The sequence below is a fragment of the Campylobacter sp. CNRCH_2014_0184h genome, from assembly GCF_025772985.1.
In the GTDB taxonomy this organism is placed as follows: Bacteria; Campylobacterota; Campylobacteria; order Campylobacterales; family Campylobacteraceae; genus Campylobacter_D.
In genome coordinates this window covers 224,560-245,228 of sequence record NZ_JAKMTB010000001.1, presented here as the reverse complement: position 1 = coordinate 245,228, position 20,669 = coordinate 224,560, and the positions used below count along the sequence as shown (strand labels likewise).

Below are 20,669 nucleotides of genomic sequence, written 5' to 3'. Positions count from 1 at the left end.
AAATCAATTAATAGTGTAAAAATTATACTTATAATTAAACCTTTCAAAATAAAATCTTTTCATTGCTTTTTGCAATTTTTTGTTAAATTCTTTTAAATTAAAATAAAAGGATTGATCATGCAAATGCAAGAAGTAATTGAGAAGTTAAAAGACATACTTGCAAGTGAAGGTAAGTGCGAATTAAAAACAAAAGATATAGCTAAAGAATTAGGTATCCATCCAGACACTTTTAACTCAATGAAATTTAGAAACTCTATTCCTTATGCACATATTTTAAATTTCTTAGAAAAAAGAAATATTAGTATTAATTACTTCTTTTATGGAAGCTCTCCAAAAGATCAATTAGAATGTGAATACAAATATAAAATTTTAAAACTATATAAAACCAATGCTAGTTTAGGTGGAGGTGGTATTAATGATATTTTAGACTTTGAAAACATATTAATAGATCAAAAGATATTAGATTTTTTTAAAACAAAAGATTGTGAGTTTATTACTTGCTATGGTGAGAGTATGGAGCCAATTATCAAAGATAGAAGTATTTGCGTAATAGATAGAAATAAAACTTTTAAAAACAAAAGCATTTGTGTGGTCAATACTAAAGATGGACTTTTTATCAAACAAGTTTTAAAACAAGATAATGGAGTAATTTTACACTCTTTAAACCCTTTATATAAAGACATATTTTATAAAAATGGAGATTTTTTGCTAATTGGTGTGGTAGTTGGAGAGCTTTCTAAGATCTAACAGCACACAATAAGCTTTGCCAAGCTATTGTGTGCTTAATCAACAAAAGGAGAAAAAATGAAAGAGATTAAAAACTATACTGATGAAGAATTAAAAGAAAAAATTATGCAGGATTTAGAAGATGAATTTAAAATTTTGTATAAAAGACTTTTAAAAGAAAAAGATTATCTAGCAAGAGATAATATCTTAGAGCTTATGACTATTTATAATATGGGTATAAACTCTTACTCAATCGCAAAAATACTTGAAATGAATGAAGAAAAAACCATTATACAAGTGCCTTTATTTGAAAGTATATTATAGGTAGGAAATTTGTAGTTCAATACAATAGCAAAAAACAAAGATATGAATTAAAAAGCACTTTTTGTGAATTTTAAGGAGTTAAAAATGAGTATAAAATATCCAAATATAAAAGTTAAATTAATCGGAGAAGATGGTAATGCTTTTTCAATTTTAGCTAGAGTTGATAGTGCTTTAAAAAAAGCTAAAATACACAAAGATATTAGAGATGAGTTTTTTAAAGAAGCTACAAGTAAAGACTATAATCACTTATTAAATGTCGTATCAAGCTGGGTTAAAACAATATAATTCACAACAGCACACATTCAGCTAAGCCAAGCTAATGTAGTCTTATCAAAACAAAAGGATAAAAAAGATGAATAGAGCAATATTAGATATAAGACAAGGTGTTAGCAAGGGATTTATAAATGTAATTTGCAATGGCAACAATGATGTTGTATTAGAGTATCTTAAAAACGGTATGAGTGCTACTAAAGAATGTATGGGCGAACAACCTATGTTTTATGCTATTAATCATAATAATTTTGGAGCTATTTTGCTCTTATTAAAATACGGAGCTATTTTAGAAAAAGATTATCTAGAAGAATGCAAAGAAAATTTTAGAAAAGAAGCTTTAGATTTTTTAGCTTCTTTGCTTAAGTAAAAGAGAATATTAAAAAATATTCTCTTAACTTTATTCTTAAAAGTTCATTATTAAAACCTCCTTGCTCTCTTTTCTTTTTAAAACATTGTTATTTAAAGAATATCTTACTTTTAACTCCTTAAAATTAAAATCTTTATAAAGTTCTCTTACAAGCTCACAATCATTATAAGAAAGCATAAATTTACCCTTGATGTTTTTTAATAACTCATTTAATAGTTTATGCTCTTTTATTCCAAAACCATTAGTGTTTTTATAATAATTTTCAGTCCCCACATAAGGTGGATCTAAATAAAACAAAGCCTCATTGTAATCATATTCTTTTAAAATATATTCAAAGCTTTTATTCTCAATGCTAGCATGTTTAAGCCTTTGTGTATGTAAGCTAAAATCTCTAAGCAATCTTTTTGGCGCTCTTTGTTTGCTCATGGCAAATTGCCCCATGTTTGATCCAAAAGAAGTGCTAATAAGATAAAAATAAAAAGCAGCTCTTTCTATATCATTTCTTGGCTTTAATTCTTTATTTTTTATCATTGCAAATATCTTTCTACTTACAAATAAAGAATTTAATACATTATTTAAACTTTGTGGTTTGTTTCTTATGCAAAGGTGCAAATTAATAAGCTCGTTATTTATATCATTAATAACTTCTATTTTTGAAGGACTTTTTTGATAAAAAACACTCAAAGCTCCACCAAAAACTTCTATATAAGTTTTATGCTCTGGCATTAAAGCAATGATTTCTTTAGCTAAATAGTTTTTACCACCCACCCAAGCAAATGCAGCTTTTAATTTAGTTTGTGTAGGTTTAGTTTGTGTGCTAGTTTTTAGAAATTTGTTTATAGTGTTCATAACAAATTCCTTTTAAAATAAAATTTAATTAGCTAGCTTCCAAAAAGAAGGTTATAATGCTTTTGCTAGTTTTTAGAAAGGAGAGCTTATGGCTTTCCTGTTTTAGTTTTTGCTAATTTTTTTAATAAAATCTTTAGTATCTTCATAAATTGTTTCTCTTACACTTTTATGTAAAACATTGTTATTATCTATTGGTAAAAAAGCTCTTGCTGGTATATTTTTCTTTTTGCTGCCATATTGATGAGTAAGTCCATATTTAAAACCTTTCTTACTTTGTATATTATTAAAAACTTCTACACTATTTTTACTAACTTTACTTTGCCAATTCGTTTCTTTGCTTAACTCACCATCTCTTTTTAAAATACCATTATTTTTTCCTTCTTTAATTTTTTGTTTTATTGTCGCTGGTTTTAGAGCTTGCCATTTTTGCCCAAAAATACTACGCTCATTTTTAAAAGAATCTATGATAGCATTTCTCATACTTTCTCCAGCACCTGCTAAAATGCTTTGCCCATGTTTATCCATATCTATTAATTTATCACAAGCCTTAAAAAAGTTTTCGAGTCCTTTAATCTCTATATAATCGCTCATAAATTACCCATAAATAGTAGTATTGATTTTATTTTGCTCCTGTTTTCTTAAAGCATCAAATATGCTTTTTTGTATAGCAGTAGCAAACTCTTGCATATTAAAATTACCATCTTTTGTGGCTATATTAAAAGTACCATTGACCGTTACATTGATACTGCCATTGTTAAAGCTTGGAGTAGAATTAATTGGCATTTGTTTAATACTTTTTGCTTCTAAAATTTCATTTGTTTGTGGTAATTCATCCCTATAAGCATTAATAATCTTTTCTTCACTTTGTTTATTGGTGCTTACTTTAACTTCATCATCATTTAAACCAAAAAATCCTAAAACATCATTTATGAAATTTCCTACAGAAGCTATTGTTTCACTAATCCAAGAAAGTTTATCTCCAAACCACTCAAACATGCCACCAAAAATACCATAAAAGAAGTCGCTTATTCCCTGCCAAATAGAATTAAAAATATTTGCTATTGGATTAAATATTGGCTTCAACCATTCTATAAAAGAGACAAACCAAATCTTAACTTTGTCCCAGTTAGCTATAATAACTCCTGCAACAATGCCAATTGCAGCCAATGCAATACCAAGTGGACTAGTAAGCATTGTTATGGTTAAAATTTTAATACATCTTGCTACATATATAAAAGCTTTAGAAAGATTTGCTAGTACAAGATTTAATCCTATAGCAGCTTTTTTATAAATAATCGCTGCAATCACACTAGCCATTAATCTAATTCTTACTAGTTTTAATGCAAGAGCTTTACCGATAAGTGATATTTTTGAAATATTACAAGAATTGGCAAAAGCTAAAAGATGAATTCTTGTTGCTATTAAGGCATTCTTAAATAAAAGAGTGGAATCTTTAACATAGTTTTTAGCAAATGCATATGCTAATATTGCTGGTTTTGCAAGTAAAAAAGTAACGGTAGCTGTAGCTATAATTGTACTAAGTACTGGGAAATTTGAAAGTAAGATATCTATAATATTAGTAACAAAGCTAAAGCCTAAAGCTACTGATTTAACTACAGGGAGCAAAGCATCTGAAAATTTAATTGCAATGGCAGTAATGTTATTGCCAAGTATTTTTAAAGCAGCAGCTGTTGTATCACACTTGTTAATTAATTCTTTATCCATAGACCCTTTTTTCTCTTCAGAATTTGCCATTTTTAAGAGCTCTTGATAGCGATCATAACCATTTACTAAAGTAGTCATAGCTCTGATTGTACCACTATCATTGCCAAAAATATTAGTTATTACTCCTATTTGGGATTCTTTGTTGAGTGTTTTTATGCGTGAAAGTAAAAGATTGATAGCTTCTTGAGAGTTTTCATTTAAAGCTTTTTTCATAAATTCACCACTAAGCCCTAATTGCATAAAAGCTTCTTCTGCTTTTTCTCCTAACGCATCTGCTGTAGAAAGTTTAGTAAGCATACTTGAAATTGCTGTTCCTGCAACTTCAGCAGGAATTTTCACTTCATCAAGGGTGGCCGCAAGTGCAGCCATATTTTCTCTTTGAAGTCCTACAAGGTTACCCATTCCACCAATTCTACTTATAATATCTACTATATTCTTAGCATCACTAGAACCTTTATCTGCTAAATAATTAATACTATCACCTAAATCTTTTATACCTTTTACATCGGTTTGCAAATTTGCCATAAGACCACCTATGGCCTCACCAGCCTCATCTGCTCCCATCTCGAAAGCAACTCCCATTGCAGTAGCTGTTTTTCCAAACTCAAGAGCTTCTTTACTAGCTAAACCTAACTTTCCTCCTTCGCTTACTATTTTTGCAATCTCTTCAGCACTCATTGGCAGCTTTTTGCTTAAATCTATAATATCTTGCTTGAAATCTTTTAAACTATGTCCCTCGCTAAGCTCTGTTACTTTTTTTACATCAGCCATTGCGCTTTCAAAATCAATTCCAACTTTTATACTTTTGCCAACAATCCCGCTGCTTATTAAATTTCCTAAGGTAAAAATTTCATCTTGCAATCCTTTTCTTTGAGCTTTCAATTCTTCTCTTAGATTGCTATTTAATTTAAGGGTATCTAGTTGTTTTTGTAAGCCACTAATGCCGAGTTTGGTTTTTGCTGCTACTTTTTCTAAATTATTAAAATCTTTAACTATTTTACCAACAGCACTTGCATTTTTAGTCACTAAACCTAAAACAATACCAATTCCAATACTTCCAGCATTTTCCACATTCAACCCTTTTTAAGTGTTTGTATTTTAAAATCTTTGCTATGAAAATTTTAAAATTTATTAATGATGATACGATTTCACACATTGCTTTATTACTAACAACACTTATACCTGCTTTTTTAATAAGTTATCAAAGTGCAAATGATGGTTTTTTCAATACAATAGCTATTTTTATCTTTTCTTATTTTATAGGCATTATCACAACTGCTATTTTAATGATGATTATACCACCTATCGCACTTTTAATTGTTTTACCAACTTGGTGTTTAATTGCAGTTTTAGACTTTGTTTTATATGTAGCTTTAAAATTTTGTTCTTTTAAGAATAAAACAATTAAAAACTCTTAGTTTTTAACAACTCTTTTGCTATTTCTAAAGCTTTTTCAAATTCTTCCAAATCTAAATCTAACACCTCATTTAAACCCCAATTTAAACTATGGCTTATAAGAGCTACAGCTTCTAGGCTATAACTCCTGCTTCTTGCAAAAAATCTTTAAGAGCATTTTGCAAAGCCATAAAATCTTTAAGATTTAATTCTTCTATGTCACTTTCTTGTTTATTTGTAAGCGTAGCTATCATATAAATAGTTTGATCCATTTCTTTATCACTTTTACTGGTAGCATTTTTTAAAACACGCACATTAGGTGCTTTCATTTTTAACTCTTCACCATTTTCAAGTTTAATTAGTTTTTCTTTCATCTTTTACTCCTTTTAATGTTTAAATTTAAATTAACCAGCATTTAAATAGTTAAATTAGAGCGTACACCACTCATTAAATCAATACCATTAATCATTAAAATAGTATTTTTATGATCATAAGTAATAATTGGTATTTTGTTTCTTCTTTGTATATAAGAATGAACAGCCATTTTTACTTCAACTTCAACTTCTTTTCCGCTTTCATGATCACTTTCATTTAAACTTATAAACTCACCCATAATTTCAGCGCTAATTCCATGATTATCACCTCCTTGATGCACACTTTCTCTAAAAAGAATGGGTGCTTTAATAGTGCTATAAGTTGTATGAAAAAATGCAGCATAAAGTACTGGATCAACCACAGAAAGTTTAAAAGAGATTTCTAATGGTTTTAACACGCCACTACCATAATTTGCACTTAAAACTCCTTTTGTTTCTATCATTTCTTGCTCTATATCAGGAAGTTTTAGATTTCTAACTACTCCTAAGTAACCCTGACCATCTATATAAACATTACATTCTTGTATAACTTCCCCGATTCTTCTCTTCATTTTTACTCTCCTTGCATAGTTTTAATTAAATCATCACTCCACTCATCTGAGTATTTGAAATTAATGGTTAGTTGTTTTACAATTGGGTTATTCATGATTTTTACTTTTAAGTAAAATTTACCAGCACTAACATTGCTTGGAGTATTTTGCTCTTCATCCCACTCTACATCATAGCCAATTAAAACCTTAGCACCTTTTAAATTTCTTAGCATTTCTTCAACACTAATCTTCACAAAATAAAGCTCACTAGCTTTTTTATCAATTGCTTTAAAAGAAGCCTTTTGAGCTGCTATGGCAATACGATCAAAAGTTCTTACTCTTGCTAAATCTTGCCATATGGTATCTTCATCACTACTTTCACCACCCCAAGTTCTAAAGCCCTCATAAAGAATACAAGTTGAAATATGATTTTTTCTTAATCTATCTGCATCACAATCTTCACCCATAATAAATTCCACAAAATGCTCACTCCCAGTTACTCCATTCATAACTCTATTGGAGTAAGAATCACTAAAGCCATATTCTTTATCTCCATCAGTATGTGCTATCATTGCTGCTATGATTGGACTTTGAGGAACATAGGTGTATTTTCCTTGGGTATTTAAAATTTGCACCCAAGGCCAAGTGGCAACCAATCTTTTTGAGCTAAAACTTTCCATAGCATTAATAGCTTCTCCAGCATTGTTTGCATATAAATCTACTATAGCTGTAATATTCATAGCCTCTGCTACGCTTTGAAGTTTAGCTTTTATGCCTGCTTCATGAGAATAATAAGGAGCGATGATTAAATCAGGAGCAAAGCCTGTGCGATGCTTTGCTTTTTTAAACATTTCTATCGCTTCACTTGCATTTGCTAAAGTGTTTTCATCCTCTGTATCTTTTTCAAAAAAACTAATGATAATCACATTAGAAACATTTTGTAAATTAATGCATTCTAAAGTGTCTAAGAGTCTAAAATCTTGTAAATTATGCTCTTTAATCAAATCACTTACAAACTCTTTTGCTTTACTTGCACTAGAAAAAGCAAAAATTGGCATAGTTTGAGTACTCTCATATCCAGCTTTAGTATAAATCATATCTTTATTTGCACCCTCAATCACCCCAGCTATACCTATAGGTGTATCACTTTGTATAGCTATAGGACTTGCTGCACCATTTTCTATAGTAAAATTAACTCCATAATTAGCTGCCATTATTTAACTCCTTTTTTTAATTCTTTTGTTTTTGTGCTTAAAGTGTTAGCTGCATTATTAAAATCATATAATTCTTGAAAATCTGAGTTTAAATCTTCTTGTAAGAATGTATAAGAAATAACGCATTTTGATATGACTTGCTCATTTTCATCAATTAAATCTAAAGTGATAAAAATCTTATCAATATATAAAGCTTGCTCAATAGAACTTAGAGTGTTTTCTTTTAAAATTTTATAATCTAATTCTGCTTTAAATATTGCGCTTTTTTCATTGATTAACACAGCGCTTGCTTCTTTTGGATTTAACTTTCCAAGATACTCATAAGATCCTTGAGTATTAGCACTAATGCTAAAATTTTTTCCATTATCTGCAAAAATAGTAACTAAAGATATTTTTGCTTTTTTTGTATTATTTGGAAAGCTTTTAATTGTAAATTTTTCAAAATAAGCCAAAGAGCTTGCTTGAAACTCTATTTTTTCTTTAAAAGTAAAAATAGGATTTTCTTTTAAAGAATGTCTATAAAAAAGCTTTTTATCTTCTAATTTAAGCTCTATGTTTAAAGCATTTTTGCCATTTAAACCATTTTTAGTATGACTTAGTTTTTCATTTATAAGTTTTTCTATAAATTCTTTATCAATTACTTCTGGTTTTTGAATTGGAGGCTTTATTAAGCCACCTTGCCCATCTTCTGGTATATAAGAAATGCCATAATCCATTTAAACTCCTTTAAATGCCTTTTAAAAAACACTTAATCGCATGAAAGCTATTGCACGCATGATAAAAAATAAAAGTTTTAATACTAGAACATCCTAAGGCTTGCATAGCTTCTTTTAAAGCCAAATCTGCTAATTTATAATCATTTCTAGAATTAGCTCTTTCACACAAATAATCATGCACAACAACTGCACTTAAATACTCAGGTGAGTTTGGTGGAAAAATACTCCAAAAAATTCTAGGAATATTTGCTCCATTGCTTGTAAAATTAGCAGGGATTTTTCCTTTAAAGCTTTTTAAACTAAACTCATAATCTTGTACAAGTATAAACCTATCTTTGCTAAATGGTTTTAAAATTACTTTTTTCATCATTTCTCCCAAACAATAGCTTCTAAATCTTGCTCAGATTTAGCTTGCTCTATTCTTTCTTTTAATGCATTCGCTTTAAAGATAATTTCTTGGGTATGATAAGCTACGCTTGAAGCAAATTTTAAAAAATCTTGTGGTGTAAAAGTTACTTTTTCATCATTTATATCAATCCAAATGATTTCAGAAATTGAGTTAGTCCCACTTTGTATATCAAACATTAAATTAGTTGCAGCTCCAATGATATTTTGCTTGTCTTTTTCTCTTGTTTGGAAAGTATGCTCATTATAAACAAGTCCGCTTTCTAAAGCTTCATCTCTTTTAGTTTGAATTTCATATTTTTTCTTTTCTTTTAAAATATTTAATTTTTCATCTTCTTGTGAAATTGCTAGTAGGTACTCAAAATATAAATTCTCATTTTTATTTGCTAGACAGTATTCTTTTACTGCTTGTGTACCATTTTCAATTTCTTCAGGTGTAATATCATCTATTTTTTTACCGTCTTCATCTTCGTTTAAAAATCTATCTAACAAACAAAGACTAGTATTATTTTCAATTGCAAAATTTATAATAGCAATATTTATATTCTCACCTTGACCTGTTAATGTTCTTTTATCTATTATCATATTAATCTCCTAACTCACTAAAAATACACCATTAGGTGTCGTTTGATTTGTTGCAATGTTACATCTATTTGTAGGATCAATAGAATTAAAAGATGTATTACTTATTTGAACCATTCCTCCTAAATTAAATTGAAAAAAAGCAGTTGTACTAACTGTATGTTTACAATTAATAAATTTGGTATTTATCATTAAAGCTCTACCTCCTCTATGAAAGTAAAATCCAGGTCCTTCTCCATTTAAAACACAATTTTCAAATTTTGCTGATTCTAAATATAAGTCAGATGAAGCAGAGCTAAATAAAGCTTTAGTGCAATTTTTAAAAACTGTATAATTTTCATTACTTGAAGACCCTGCGGCATTTATAGTACTACAAGCAGAACTTCCTATACTTTGCGTTGCGTTAATTACTTGTATTCCTCTTATAGATAAAATACCATTATCCCAAAAGAACACATTAGGACAATTTGTAAAAGTTCCACCTATACTACCTATACTTGTCCTACTACCTACTATAAATGTTCTTCCATTATCTGCTTTATTTGGAGATAATTTAATAAGCAAATAAGGCGTTCTAGAATTATCAAAATAGAATATAGTCTTGCCCGATAGTTTATCAACATCATATTTTGTTTCGGTTTCTGAAATAATGGTAACAAATCCTATATTTCTATCTTGTATTCTTATTTCCTCACTTAAAATAAATCCTGTTTTTAGTTTTATTGTTATTTTTGAATTAGTTACAGGTGTATATTTACTAGCTTCATCTAGAGCTTTTTGTAAAGTATTAAAATTAGTATCACTTTCGGTCTCACTACTTACTGTCCAAGATAGATTTTGCATTAGTAGTTTCGCCTTATTTTCTAAACTTTCCTCAATACCTGCAATATTACCTTCGTTTTTTTCAAATTTATCCATCAATGCATCAGCTCTATTTATGACTTCTCCTATATTGTGAGCTAATTCATCTATTTTTGAACTCATATCAACACTCATTTATTCTCCTTTGATTTTGTCTATTTTTTCATTAAAAATTTTTAAGATAGCATTAGAGTTACTTGTAATAGGTAATAAGAGATTTATTTTCATATTATCAACATAATCCTTACTTGCTAAAGCCATGCTCTTGTCAAGTTCTAAGATCACATCTTTGCTATTAGAAAGCTCCATTATGATTTTAAAGATAATCTCTTTGGCAGCACCTTCTTCTAAAAGTGGCTTATAGGTTCTTGGAACATTTCCTATAGCGATTAAATCATTTTCATCATCATATATACCTATAGCATTAATCTCAAATCCACCTTCATTTGCACCTATAATGCATTCTAAAATCAAATGATGATCATTTTTTTCATCCACATATTTAGAATTAATATTTGCTTCATACACAATCTCTTCTAGACTTTGCATCTCTTCTTTAGGAATGATAACTTTTGAAGAGGCTTTAAATTTAGAAAGAACTATAGCTTTTCCACTAGCCCTTGCATCAATAATTTTTGCTATACCTATTTTTGTGAGTATGGTGTAAAATTCACTATTCATAAAACAACTCCACTTTGTATATTTTTCTCACTAATAAAAACAGCTATTGCGTTAAAAGAAGAAAGTTTTGCTTGTCTTTGTCTTACTCTAAGTGGTAAAACACTTATATTTTCTATTGTAAAATTGGCACTAGCATTGTATTTATCACAATGACTTTGCACTTTTAATTCAATACTTTCTAAAACACTACGCACATTTTTATACTCATAAATAAGTTTTTCAAGCTGTTTAAAAGTGTTTTCATCAAAAGGTTTATGAGAGCTAGTTACTTTTACTTTAAAATGATAAGGCTTACCATCATAATTAAACCATTCTTCTACTAAAGCTGTATCAAATACTGCTTTTAAGCTTTCTTTTATGGCATAGGTAGTTCCTGCATGTCTTTTAAGCATTAAAGCTTTGCTTAAAAGCGCTCTTGCTTCTTTTTGACTTAAACCATCAATACTTACATCATAAGCATTTGCTAAAATTGGCAACAATCTTTCATCACAATGCTGTGCTAAATTTGTGATACTAGCTAAATTTAAATCTTCAAATCTTGCCTTTGCACTTAAATCAATAGCTTTGCTTTGTTTTGGGTGGTGGTTTAAAACTAAGTTACTCATAATATAGCCTTTTCATAGCTAAGTTCAAAGCTAATTTTTGCAAACTCATCATCAGCTATTAATATATTTTCCAAAGGTAAGTCTTTTAATTCTTGCTCTTCTTCATTTGTAATTTTTTCTTTAATGCTTAAAATTTCACTCTTATAAACCCCATCTTGATGTAAGCATTTGTAAATAAATCCCAGTGCTAAATCTACACTTAAATCAAAATCACTTTGTAAGGCATTAATTTTTTCGCTAATTTCATTAGCACGACTTAATTCTAAAAGCAAAAGTTTAGCTTCTATAATAAACTCTCTTTTCTTAGCCAATTCCACGCTTACTTCATCAGTTAAAGGTCTTCTTTCATCTGCACTTAAATACTCTTTAACCACATCAACACTTGCTTTATCTTCACTTTTAATAATAACTCTTACTTTTCCTGCTCCATTATTTAAAGCTTTAATAGAAGCTACCTTAGCACTTGCACTTAGGGCATGATAGATATATCCTTTTTCACTTCCTGCTGTTGAAAATCTATGCACGCTCATCACAGCTCTTTGCCTTAAACTCTCATCACTTTCTTCACTTGCTCCACCACTAAAACTTTCAAGTTGTTTTATTTTAGTTACAAAAGGCAGTGGGGTTTGTAAAAACTCTGTTTTACTTTCTTTACTTTGCACAAACTCATCAAGCTCTAAAATACCTTGTGCTTTGTTTTGTCCTTTTTTGATTATTACTTCTTCTTTTAAGGTAGCAATATCAGCATTTTCATTGGAAAAAATCGCACCTTTTGGAATGATTACATCATAAGTAAGCAAAGTATTTAATTCAAACTCTACTTTGGCTGTTGGTTTAACTCCTTTAAGCCTTTGTATCAAGTAGCCATTTGCTACTACATTATCTAAATCACTTCCACTAGCATAATGTAAATATGTAGCTTTTATTGCTTCATTAATTCTTGCTCTAATTATCATTTCTCTATAAGCAAGTGCTTCTAATACAGCCTTAAAAGGATCTGATTCTAAAAGCTCTACATTTTCATTTAAAAAGCTTTTAAAAAGCTCTTCAAGATCTTTTAAAATCTTTTCAAAATCAAGCTCTTCTATGATTTTTGGATAAGGAATATCTTTTAAAAAGCTTTGTTTAAAGTATGCATTATTAGCGTTTAAAATTTCACTCATTTACTAAGCTCCACTTTTAAATCCTGATAATTTTCAAAAAGCAAGGTAATGTTTAATTTATTATCTTTGCATTCATTTAAACGCACACCTTTTAACCTTACTCTTTTTTCCCACTTTGAAATAGCCTCTGCTGTATATCTAGTAAGTTTGATTTTAAAATCATCATCAATTTTTCTATCTATTAGTGTATAAAGCAAAGAGCCATACTCAGGTCTCATTACTCTTGAACCAAAAGGAGTGATTAAAATGTCTTTAACACTTTCTTCAATGCTTGTTAAATATTTCATCTACCTACCGCCGTAGCACCATCTGTGCAAGAATGAGTATGATTTGTTAAATCACCTTTGCTATCACTTATATTTCCACTAACCTTTAAATCACCAATTAAATTTAAATTCCCCTTTATGCTAAAAGTCCCACTTGCTCCACCTTTGCCACTTGTAGAAATTGTTCCTGCAATTTGAGTATTACCATTTAAATTAATGCTTGGGGCATTAAGCGTTATGGTGTTAGCGTTTGTGGTATGACTTTGAGTGTTTAAGGTGTCGTTTTGGTTATTGATGGTTTTATTCACACAAGTAATATTTATATCTTTAGTTACATCAAGCTTTAAAGTGTTACTTTTAGAGTTATATTCTAGGTGTGTTCCATCTTCAAAGTCTATATTAAAAGTATTAGTATCTGTGTTTTTTGCTTTGTGTTTTTCTTGATAAAGCCCACGCAAAATTACACCTGAATTTAAATCCCCGCGCACAGGCATTACTAAAACTTGTTCTCCTATTCTTAAAGGTGAAAAGCTCACTGCGTAAGAATTTGAAAAAGCTTGAAAAACACTTAAAAAATCAGTTACCATTTCTCCAATAGCAACTTTTGCTTTATTGTCTTTAATGTCGCAAATGATGCCAAGCTCATTCATAGTTTTTCTACTTTCTTGCTTATTATTTTTTCTACAAGCTGTTCTATTTTAAGTAATGCATCTGTTCCCATATAAGCTGCAAATCCACCCATAGCAACGCTAAGTTTTATGCCAAAATTTAAATAACTTACAATTTCAAAAACTAAATATGCTACAAACATAGATCCAAGCATACCTTTTAAAAAGAGTATAAACTTGCCTTTTATGTTAAGCTCTTTGCTTAGCTTGTTTTTCGTTACTATTCCTACAAGTCCTGCTATAAAGCTTACTATCATTAAAACTATATATACAAAAATATCTTCTAACTTCATGTGCTAGTTCCTTGTAAGAATTTCAATCAAATAAAATAACGCTAAAGCAAAGCTAGAAAACAAAGAAGCAATGCTAAGTTCAATAACTAGTTTCATTTTCATCCCATCCTGTGCAAGTTTTAGCAATACTTTCAATTTCTAAATAATATTTGCTAAGTTCTTTTGCACTAGCTAAATCACCTTTGTTTAAAGGTTTTAAAGGAAGCTTTAAAGGACATTTAACAGGTATTTTAACCTCACTAAATTCAGTTTTAATCAAAATATCCTTGCTAGCACATGCACTTAAAACAAAAGGAAGGATTAATAGTTTTATATAAAGAATTCTCATTGCTTGCTACCTAAGATATTAAAAAGCTCCTTATAAGCATTAAGCTCACTTTGACAGCTTTCATCCTTGATAAAAACCTTATCAACCTTTAAAACTTCTTTTAAAACCTCTTTGGGCTTTAACTCTATTTTTAATTTTTCAATAGCTTTATTTTGCTCTTTTAATTTATCTTTAAATACATTTATTTCACTATTTAAATGCAAAGACTTAAGCTTTAAATTTTCATTTTCTAAAGTTAGAGTATGGTTTTTAAAAAACAAAAAAGAACTTAAAACAACTAAGGCAAAAATAGCTATTTTTTCAAAGCCAAATAATTTAGATATATCAAACATTTTAAACCTTTAAGTATAAGTCCATCTTGCTTTTTTACCACGCGTATCAATATGTACAAAACCTGCACAAGGATTATCAAAATTATGTTTTATAGCAATCCCTAAACCTCTTTCGCCAAAATTATCTAAAACATATTGATGAACTTCCTCTGTTTTAACATTCTTAACTACAAAATCTACTGCACTCCCTAAGGTGTGTTGAGATTTAGGGGAACCGCCAACTTTAGCATTATGAGAAGCACATCTATAAGCACTATTTATAATTATAGATGAGTTAAAATGCTCCCTTATTTGACAAAGAATATCCACAAGCTCGTCACTTGGTACACCTTTTGGCAATTCACATTTTCCACATCTGCATTTAAACTCATCAAGTTTAAAATAAGGGTTTGCTTTCATTTTCTTCTCCTTTGAATTGCTGCAAGTTTAATAAAAAAGGTTCTTTAAAAAATAGAAAAAAATTGTGCTAAAACCTTTGTGCAAAAATCATTATTTGAAAGTAAAAAACTCTCATTCTAAAATGCCATCAATTTTTTATAAGGAAACAAATGCTTAAAGAATTTGAAGTTGAGCTTTTAAAATTACTTGAAGATTTTAATATCAGAGCATATTTAGGGGAATTTGAAAATACTCAAAATATAGCAACTTGTATCAATGGTTTAGAAGCTTCGCTTTTGCTTGATTTTGAAGGAGAAAGCTATAAAGATTTAGAAAATAAAATAGGTACTTGGAAACTTTATATTTTAACTCACACTAAATCAAAAACACCTAAACATAGAATAGATGCAAAACACAAATTATTTGACACCATAGAAAGCGTTGATAAGGTGCTTTCAAATGCAGAGCTTAATAATGGCTTTAGGGTAGAGTTAAAAGATCTTAAAAAGATTTATGAAGGAGTTAGTGACCATGGTTATTTAAGTATTTATGCAAGAACTTTACAAAGTGGTTTTTTGCCAAAAAATGATTTTTTAAGGATTTAAAATGTTTTTTATCAATAAAGAAAACCTAGTTGAAGCTAGCAATGATAAACCAATAAAAGTAGCCATAAAGGGTGAATGGAAAGGTCATGCTAATGGTGTTTTTAAGATAGATGATAAAAATTTAGAGTCTATGATTGATAATTTTAATCAAAAAAAGATTGACATAGTTATAGATTATGAACATCAAACTCTTAAAAATGAAAAAGCTCCAGCTGCAGGTTGGATTAAAGAGCTTTTCTTAGAAAATGATGCACTAATGGCAAAAGCTGAGTTTAATGAGGAAGCTAAAAAATATATAGCAAATAAACAATACCGCTATTTATCTCCTGTCTTTGAATTTAATGCAAAAGACAATAAAAGTGGAAAATTAATAAGAGCAAAATTACACTCTGTTGCTCTAACAAACACACCGTTTATAGATGAGCTTGATGAGCTTATTGCTAATAAAAATAATCAAAATAAAGGAGTAAAAATGGATGAAAAAATTAAAGAGTTAGAATTTCAAATTATAGCTTTAAAAGATGAGAACGGATTGCTAAAAAAAGAAAATGAGGACTTAAAAAAACAAAACGAAGAAAGTACTAAAGATTTGGCTAATTCTTTAGTAGAGAATGCTTTAAGTAGTGGAAAAATTGCAAATTCTCAAAAAGAATGGGCATTAACTTATGCATGTAAAGACCTTGAAGGATTTACTGCTTTTATTAATAGTGCTCCAGAAATTAACAATATGCAAAATAATAAGTTTGCAAACAAAAATACACCAAACAACAATGAAGAATTAGATGTTGTTAAAATGATGTTAGAGGCTTAAAATGGCAAGAAAAAACGAAAATCAAAACAAACCAAATACAAGCAATCTTGATGAAAATACACAAGATGAAACTTTAAAATTGCAAGATGATGTAAAAGTAGTAGATGAAAATATTGAGTTAACAAGCCAAAGTATTGAAGAAAAAACTACTCTCATAAAAGAACAAGGAGAACAAATGCCACCAAAAAATATACAAAAAAGTTTAAGCAATGAACCTTTAGTTGCTATGCCAAAAGGACTAGAAAGTCTTATTGCTAAAGATTTGTTTTCAATTAATGCAAAGGTTGATATGGAATTAAATCAAAGTTTAGCAAGAGGAACTTTGCTTATTAGTGAAGATTATGGGGAAAATTTTAAAAAATGCCCAAATGAAGATATTAGCGCTAAAGAAAATATCAAATTAGCAGTGCTTAAAGATGATGTATTTAATAATGGTTATTATGGAGTTTTGCTTATGGGCGAAGTAATTCTTTCAGATATTCATCAAAGTGCAATCAAAAAAGCTTTTTTGCAAAATTTAATTATTAATACTAAGGAGTAACAATGGATTTAGAAAAACTTTTAGAGATTTTTTCAAGCACAAAAGTTAGCGAAGTTATTAATCAAACCAAAGCTTCGCCACATTTTGTAAGTGATACTTTTTTTAAAGAAAAAGTTCCTTCTTTAGAAAGTACAGCAAGAGTTGAAATTATAAAAGGAGCTGGTGTTGTTTTAAATAGTGTGAGTGAAAACGGGGAACACCTTTTAGAAGAAACCAGAAATTCTTATATTTTAAATATTCCATTACCACGCTTTGCATTAGCTGAAAGAATTCCAGCTAGCGAAATCAATAATTTAAGATCACTAGCTTTAAGAGAAGCTCAGGTTAAAAGTTTAAGCGGGGCCATTGGTGTTTGTATTAAGAGAATGAGGGAAAGCTTTGCTACCACACTTGAATACATGGCAAATGGAGCTTTGTTTGGAAAAATTTTAGATGGTAAAGGAAATGTGCTTTTTGATTTTGGTAGTACAAATAAAACTACTATTGAAGTTAAAAAAGATGGAAGTGCAACACTAGCTAATATATGCGATAGTATAGATGCTGCAATAGTTGATGAATTTGGCACTAATATTGATTATGAAGTGCTTTGTGGAAATGAACTTTTTGCGAGCATTTCTAATCTTGCATTGAGTGAAGATCTTTATAAAAACAATCTTGCAAGCAGAGATGAAAAAGATAAATCTTTGATTCTTTATGGAATTAAATTCCGCCGTTATAGTGCAAAATATAAAAATACAAAAGGTAAAAATGTAGAATTTTTAGCAAGCAATGAAGGTATTGTTGTTCCAAAAGATAATTCTAATCGCATTTACTACACAAGAGCTAATCATACAGAAGCTTTAGGAAAAGCACCAAGTTTAATGTTTGTTTCTAAGCCTGAAATTTTATCTCGTGGAGCTGGAATTGAAATTGTAGGTGAAATGAGAGCAATGCCAGTTTGCACTAGACCAAATGGACTTATTAAGCTTGTTTTAAAATAAACGCATAAATTTAGCTTTAAAAGTATTTTTTACCTTTAAAGCTAAAAAGATATTGGAAAATTATTTTAAACGATTTTAACCATATTTTAACCAGCTTAAAAGGCAAATAATGAAAGAAGTAAAATCATTTTTAATCAACGAGTATGATTTAACCAAAGAATTAAGTTTTGATGATATTGCACAACTTAGCGATTTAAATGCCAACGGGGTGTGCGATAAAGAAGTAATTGATGATGCCATTAATGATGCACAAAGTTATATTGCAAGTTTTATAAAGATACCTAATAAACCAACTCCTCTTTTAAAAGATATTTGTGTAAAGCTTACAATTATGGAGCTAAAACGCCGTAATGATTTTCCAAAGGAAAGTTTGAATGAAATTATAGAATGGGCAAATGATTTGCTTTTAAAAATGGCTAATAAAAAAATTCCAACTGAAATTGATGAAGATGATTTTATTCCACAAAACAAAGCTAGGGCGTTTAAACACAAAAGAAGAAGAATGGATTTAAGGAGTATAAATGGCTAGCAATGAGATTAAAGAACTTGCAAAAGAACTATACATTGCAGGTTTTGATATTTTCAAAATTGCAAAAATTTTAAACCGTAATGAAAAAACTATAAGAAATTACAAAGCAAAAGACGGAGATTGGGATAAGGTTAAAACTAGTCTTTTAACTTCAAAAATTAAAGACAAGGAAAGTGCATCTTTATATGAAAGCTTTACAGATCAAATGTTTCGCGCGATTGAAAATATCAATTCTGATGAAAAAATGAATGCTGAGAAAAAAACTGAAGCTATTGCAAGAATAGGAGATAGTTTTTCAAAAATGAGAAAAGTAGCAAGACTTGAAGATCCAAGTACTTATCGTTTAAATGTCGCTAAAAAGGTAGTTGAAATCATAATAAGCCATTTGAAAAATGATAAAGATTGTGTGAGCAAACTAGTATTACTTTTAGAAAGTGGCGTGATAGAAAAAGAAATCTTAGCAATGGATGAATAATGCTTTTTACCAAAGAAGAATTAGATGAGTTTTTAATCTCGAATGAGCAAAAACATGAGAGCACACCAAACGAGTTAAAAAGTGCTATACAAAGAAAAGACTTTTTAGAATGGATGGATGAGTTAAAAAATGAATTAAAAACTCAATTTTTGCATGAAAGTCATTTAGATCCTGCCTTAAAAGAAGAAAGAATTAAAAGAGCAAGTGTGGATTTTGATTATTTTGCAAGAACTTACTTTCCGCATTATTTTACCATTAAAGGTGAGTGTGCTTTACATTTGCATTTAAATAAAGTTTTTGAAAAATTGGCACTTAAAAAAGAGAGTAAAGGAGAAAAACATGCTATAGCTGCCCCAAGAGCACATGGTAAATCAACTTATACCTCACAGCTTTTTCCTTTATGGTGTTTGGTTTTTAATTACAAAAGCTTTATAGTAGAAATCTCAGATGCAGTAGAGCTTATGGAAGGAATGCTTGAAGCTATAAAAGCAGAACTTGAAGATAATCCCCATTTAAAACTTGATTTTCCTGAAGTAGTAGGAATTGGCAAGACTTGGCGTGTTGGAGAATTTGTTAGTAATAACGGTGTTAAGGTTAAAGCTTTTGGAAGTGGAAAAAGATTGCGTGGTGTTAGATATGGGGTTAAAAGACCTGATTTGGTTATTTTGGATGATTTAGAAAATGACACCAATGTTAGAAGTAAAGATCAAAGAGATAAACTAGAAGATTGGGTAGATGAGGCTGTTTTAAACTTAGGAAGTGCTGATGGAAAGCTTGATGTGCTTTATATTGGTACAATTTTGCATAATGATAGCGTTCTAGCAAGAAAATTAAAACTTGGTTTTTGGAATCCAAAAGTATTTCGTTCTATTGAAGAATTTCCACAAAGACTTGATTTATGGGATGAGTATGCTACACTTTATAGAAATAGTGATTTTAAAAGCGCTCATAATTTTTACATAAAAAATAAAACCTTAATGGATAAGGGAGCTAAAGTTCTTTGGAGCGAGGCTAAAAGTTTAGAAGATTTAATGAAATTAAGAGCTGAAAACCTAAAAGCTTTCAATAAAGAGCAGCTTAATAATCCAAGAAGTGAAAATCAAATATTTAATCTTGAAACAATTAATTTTTATAATCACTTACCACCCATTAGCCAATATTACATGTATATTGATCCAGCAGGAGAGAAAGCAAAAAGCGATTATACAGCAATTACAGTTATTGGTAAAGCTGCAAAGGGCTTTTATGTAATAGAAAGCATTGTTAAAATTTTAAAAGCACAAAGTATTATAAAAACTATTTTTAACCTACAAAAAATTTATAAGTGCCGTTTAATTGAAATTGAAACTAATGGCGGTCAATTTTTCTTAAAAAAATGGATACAAGAAAAAAGTTTAGAGAGCGGAGTGTTTTTACCATTAAGAGGTAAAAATAACAGTACTAGCAAGTTTGAGCGTATTGAGAGTTTAAGTATTGCCTTTGAAAATGAAGAACTTTTTTTACATAAAAGCCAAACTATGCTCATAAATCAGCTTTTAGAATTTCCAGAGGGTAAAAATGATGATGCGCCTGATAGCTTAGCAGGTGCTTTTTTATTAGCAAGAACAAAATCAAGTATCAAAAGAAGAAGTCATAGTTTTACATCAAAGATAAGACATTTTTAAGGAAAATCT

30 protein-coding genes and 1 pseudogene are annotated in these 20,669 nt (G+C 29.3%); 12 read left to right on the top strand and 19 right to left on the bottom strand.

Annotated features, from left to right (window positions below):
• Positions 1-117: 117 nt before the first annotated feature.
• The 4 genes from L8X36_RS01360 to L8X36_RS01345 all read left to right on the top strand — a co-directional run bounded on the left by L8X36_RS01360 (position 118) and on the right by L8X36_RS01345 (position 1,690).
• Complete coding sequence (locus tag L8X36_RS01360; protein WP_263659918.1) at positions 118-747, top strand: helix-turn-helix transcriptional regulator; 630 nt, start codon at positions 118-120, stop codon at positions 745-747.
• Between the two features lie 57 nt (positions 748-804).
• On the top strand, positions 805-1,050 hold the full coding sequence (locus L8X36_RS01355) for a hypothetical protein (protein WP_263682227.1): 246 nt from the start codon (positions 805-807) through the stop codon (positions 1,048-1,050).
• 90 nt (positions 1,051-1,140) lie between these two features.
• Complete coding sequence (locus L8X36_RS01350) at positions 1,141-1,335, top strand: hypothetical protein (RefSeq protein ID WP_318529555.1); 195 nt, start codon at positions 1,141-1,143, stop codon at positions 1,333-1,335.
• A 67-nt stretch (positions 1,336-1,402) separates the two neighbouring features.
• Positions 1,403-1,690: an ankyrin repeat domain-containing protein gene (locus L8X36_RS01345; RefSeq protein ID WP_263682226.1), complete on the top strand. Its 288-nt coding sequence runs from the start codon at positions 1,403-1,405 to the stop codon at positions 1,688-1,690.
• Positions 1,691-1,726: 36 nt separating this feature from the next.
• Here the strand turns inward: L8X36_RS01345 and L8X36_RS01340 are convergent, their stop codons facing one another.
• The 3 genes from L8X36_RS01340 to L8X36_RS01330 form a co-directional block, all read right to left on the bottom strand.
• Complete coding sequence (locus tag L8X36_RS01340; RefSeq protein ID WP_263682225.1) at positions 1,727-2,539, bottom strand: DNA adenine methylase; 813 nt, start codon at positions 2,537-2,539, stop codon at positions 1,727-1,729.
• Between the two features lie 102 nt (positions 2,540-2,641).
• Complete coding sequence (locus L8X36_RS01335) at positions 2,642-3,130, bottom strand: phage virion morphogenesis protein (protein ID WP_263682224.1); 489 nt, start codon at positions 3,128-3,130, stop codon at positions 2,642-2,644.
• A 3-nt stretch (positions 3,131-3,133) separates the two neighbouring features.
• Positions 3,134-5,335 (bottom strand): phage tail tape measure protein, encoded by a 2,202-nt coding sequence (locus tag L8X36_RS01330; RefSeq protein ID WP_263682223.1) that lies wholly within the window; start codon positions 5,333-5,335, stop codon positions 3,134-3,136.
• Between the two features lie 41 nt (positions 5,336-5,376).
• Here L8X36_RS01330 and L8X36_RS01325 point away from each other — a divergent pair, with 41 nt between their 5' ends.
• The gene (locus L8X36_RS01325) at positions 5,377-5,682 is read left to right on the top strand and encodes a hypothetical protein (protein WP_214100245.1); all 306 of its coding nucleotides are present in this window, start codon (positions 5,377-5,379) and stop codon (positions 5,680-5,682) included.
• Positions 5,683-5,793: 111 nt separating this feature from the next.
• On the opposite strand, the gene L8X36_RS01320 is transcribed toward L8X36_RS01325, so the two are convergent.
• The 16 genes and pseudogenes from L8X36_RS01320 to L8X36_RS01245 form a co-directional block, all read right to left on the bottom strand.
• Positions 5,794-6,033, bottom strand: a complete 240-nt coding sequence (locus tag L8X36_RS01320) for a phage tail assembly protein (RefSeq protein WP_214136384.1) — start codon at positions 6,031-6,033, stop codon at positions 5,794-5,796.
• A 41-nt stretch (positions 6,034-6,074) separates the two neighbouring features.
• Entirely contained in the window at positions 6,075-6,584 is a 510-nt protein-coding gene (locus L8X36_RS01315) for a phage major tail tube protein (RefSeq protein ID WP_263682222.1), read from the bottom strand.
• Between the two features lie 2 nt (positions 6,585-6,586).
• Positions 6,587-7,777: a phage tail sheath family protein gene (locus L8X36_RS01310; protein WP_263682221.1), complete on the bottom strand. Its 1,191-nt coding sequence runs from the start codon at positions 7,775-7,777 to the stop codon at positions 6,587-6,589.
• Positions 7,777-8,493 (bottom strand): hypothetical protein, encoded by a 717-nt coding sequence (locus tag L8X36_RS01305; protein ID WP_263682220.1) that lies wholly within the window; start codon positions 8,491-8,493, stop codon positions 7,777-7,779. The genes L8X36_RS01310 and L8X36_RS01305 overlap by 1 nt, the downstream gene beginning before the upstream one ends.
• A gap of 10 nt (positions 8,494-8,503) precedes the next feature.
• Positions 8,504-8,860, bottom strand: a complete 357-nt coding sequence (locus L8X36_RS01300) for a DUF1353 domain-containing protein (protein ID WP_250324968.1) — start codon at positions 8,858-8,860, stop codon at positions 8,504-8,506.
• The gene (locus L8X36_RS01295; protein ID WP_263682219.1) at positions 8,860-9,483 is read right to left on the bottom strand and encodes a DUF4376 domain-containing protein; all 624 of its coding nucleotides are present in this window, start codon (positions 9,481-9,483) and stop codon (positions 8,860-8,862) included. The genes L8X36_RS01300 and L8X36_RS01295 overlap by 1 nt, the downstream gene beginning before the upstream one ends.
• 9 nt (positions 9,484-9,492) lie before the next feature.
• Positions 9,493-10,476, bottom strand: a complete 984-nt coding sequence (locus L8X36_RS01290; protein WP_263682218.1) for a hypothetical protein — start codon at positions 10,474-10,476, stop codon at positions 9,493-9,495.
• 15 nt (positions 10,477-10,491) lie between these two features.
• Positions 10,492-11,022: pseudogene (locus tag L8X36_RS01285) on the bottom strand (phage tail protein); the annotation flags it as partial.
• Positions 11,019-11,627 carry a phage tail protein I gene (locus L8X36_RS01280; RefSeq protein ID WP_263682217.1) on the bottom strand — a complete coding sequence of 203 codons (609 nt, stop codon included), beginning with the start codon at positions 11,625-11,627 and terminating at the stop codon, positions 11,019-11,021. The gene L8X36_RS01280 and the pseudogene L8X36_RS01285, both read right to left, overlap by 4 nt.
• Positions 11,624-12,790, bottom strand: a complete 1,167-nt coding sequence (locus L8X36_RS01275; RefSeq protein ID WP_263682216.1) for a baseplate J/gp47 family protein — start codon at positions 12,788-12,790, stop codon at positions 11,624-11,626. Before L8X36_RS01275 ends, L8X36_RS01280 begins: the two co-directional genes overlap by 4 nt.
• On the bottom strand, positions 12,787-13,077 hold the full coding sequence (locus tag L8X36_RS01270; protein WP_257942317.1) for a GPW/gp25 family protein: 291 nt from the start codon (positions 13,075-13,077) through the stop codon (positions 12,787-12,789). Before L8X36_RS01270 ends, L8X36_RS01275 begins: the two co-directional genes overlap by 4 nt.
• The gene (locus tag L8X36_RS01265) at positions 13,074-13,706 is read right to left on the bottom strand and encodes a phage baseplate assembly protein V (RefSeq protein ID WP_257942316.1); all 633 of its coding nucleotides are present in this window, start codon (positions 13,704-13,706) and stop codon (positions 13,074-13,076) included. Before L8X36_RS01265 ends, L8X36_RS01270 begins: the two co-directional genes overlap by 4 nt.
• On the bottom strand, positions 13,703-14,017 hold the full coding sequence (locus L8X36_RS01260; RefSeq protein ID WP_039663905.1) for a phage holin family protein: 315 nt from the start codon (positions 14,015-14,017) through the stop codon (positions 13,703-13,705). The genes L8X36_RS01265 and L8X36_RS01260 overlap by 4 nt, the downstream gene beginning before the upstream one ends.
• A 79-nt stretch (positions 14,018-14,096) precedes the next feature.
• Positions 14,097-14,345, bottom strand: a complete 249-nt coding sequence (locus L8X36_RS01255) for a hypothetical protein (protein ID WP_043019812.1) — start codon at positions 14,343-14,345, stop codon at positions 14,097-14,099.
• Positions 14,342-14,677 (bottom strand): hypothetical protein, encoded by a 336-nt coding sequence (locus tag L8X36_RS01250; protein ID WP_214100258.1) that lies wholly within the window; start codon positions 14,675-14,677, stop codon positions 14,342-14,344. Before L8X36_RS01250 ends, L8X36_RS01255 begins: the two co-directional genes overlap by 4 nt.
• A gap of 9 nt (positions 14,678-14,686) precedes the next feature.
• Positions 14,687-15,076 carry a YcbK family protein gene (locus L8X36_RS01245; protein ID WP_263682215.1) on the bottom strand — a complete coding sequence of 130 codons (390 nt, stop codon included), beginning with the start codon at positions 15,074-15,076 and terminating at the stop codon, positions 14,687-14,689.
• A 149-nt stretch (positions 15,077-15,225) separates the two neighbouring features.
• Here L8X36_RS01245 and L8X36_RS01240 point away from each other — a divergent pair, with 149 nt between their 5' ends.
• From L8X36_RS01240 to terL, 7 genes are all read left to right on the top strand, one after another.
• Positions 15,226-15,660 carry a hypothetical protein gene (locus L8X36_RS01240; RefSeq protein WP_039663912.1) on the top strand — a complete coding sequence of 145 codons (435 nt, stop codon included), beginning with the start codon at positions 15,226-15,228 and terminating at the stop codon, positions 15,658-15,660.
• A 1-nt stretch (position 15,661) separates the two neighbouring features.
• Positions 15,662-16,471: a phage protease gene (locus L8X36_RS01235; protein WP_263682214.1), complete on the top strand. Its 810-nt coding sequence runs from the start codon at positions 15,662-15,664 to the stop codon at positions 16,469-16,471.
• A 1-nt stretch (position 16,472) separates the two neighbouring features.
• Positions 16,473-17,012 (top strand): hypothetical protein, encoded by a 540-nt coding sequence (locus tag L8X36_RS01230; protein ID WP_263682213.1) that lies wholly within the window; start codon positions 16,473-16,475, stop codon positions 17,010-17,012.
• 2 nt (positions 17,013-17,014) lie between these two features.
• Entirely contained in the window at positions 17,015-17,992 is a 978-nt protein-coding gene (locus L8X36_RS01225; protein ID WP_263682212.1) for a major capsid protein, read from the top strand.
• A 109-nt stretch (positions 17,993-18,101) separates the two neighbouring features.
• The gene (locus L8X36_RS01220) at positions 18,102-18,521 is read left to right on the top strand and encodes a phage protein Gp36 family protein (protein WP_214136116.1); all 420 of its coding nucleotides are present in this window, start codon (positions 18,102-18,104) and stop codon (positions 18,519-18,521) included.
• On the top strand, positions 18,514-18,996 hold the full coding sequence (locus L8X36_RS01215; RefSeq protein ID WP_039663924.1) for a DUF1804 family protein: 483 nt from the start codon (positions 18,514-18,516) through the stop codon (positions 18,994-18,996). The genes L8X36_RS01220 and L8X36_RS01215 overlap by 8 nt, the downstream gene beginning before the upstream one ends.
• The gene (gene terL / locus L8X36_RS01210; RefSeq protein WP_263682211.1) at positions 18,996-20,660 is read left to right on the top strand and encodes a phage terminase large subunit; all 1,665 of its coding nucleotides are present in this window, start codon (positions 18,996-18,998) and stop codon (positions 20,658-20,660) included. The genes L8X36_RS01215 and terL overlap by 1 nt, the downstream gene beginning before the upstream one ends.
• The last annotated feature ends 9 nt before the right edge of the window (positions 20,661-20,669 follow it).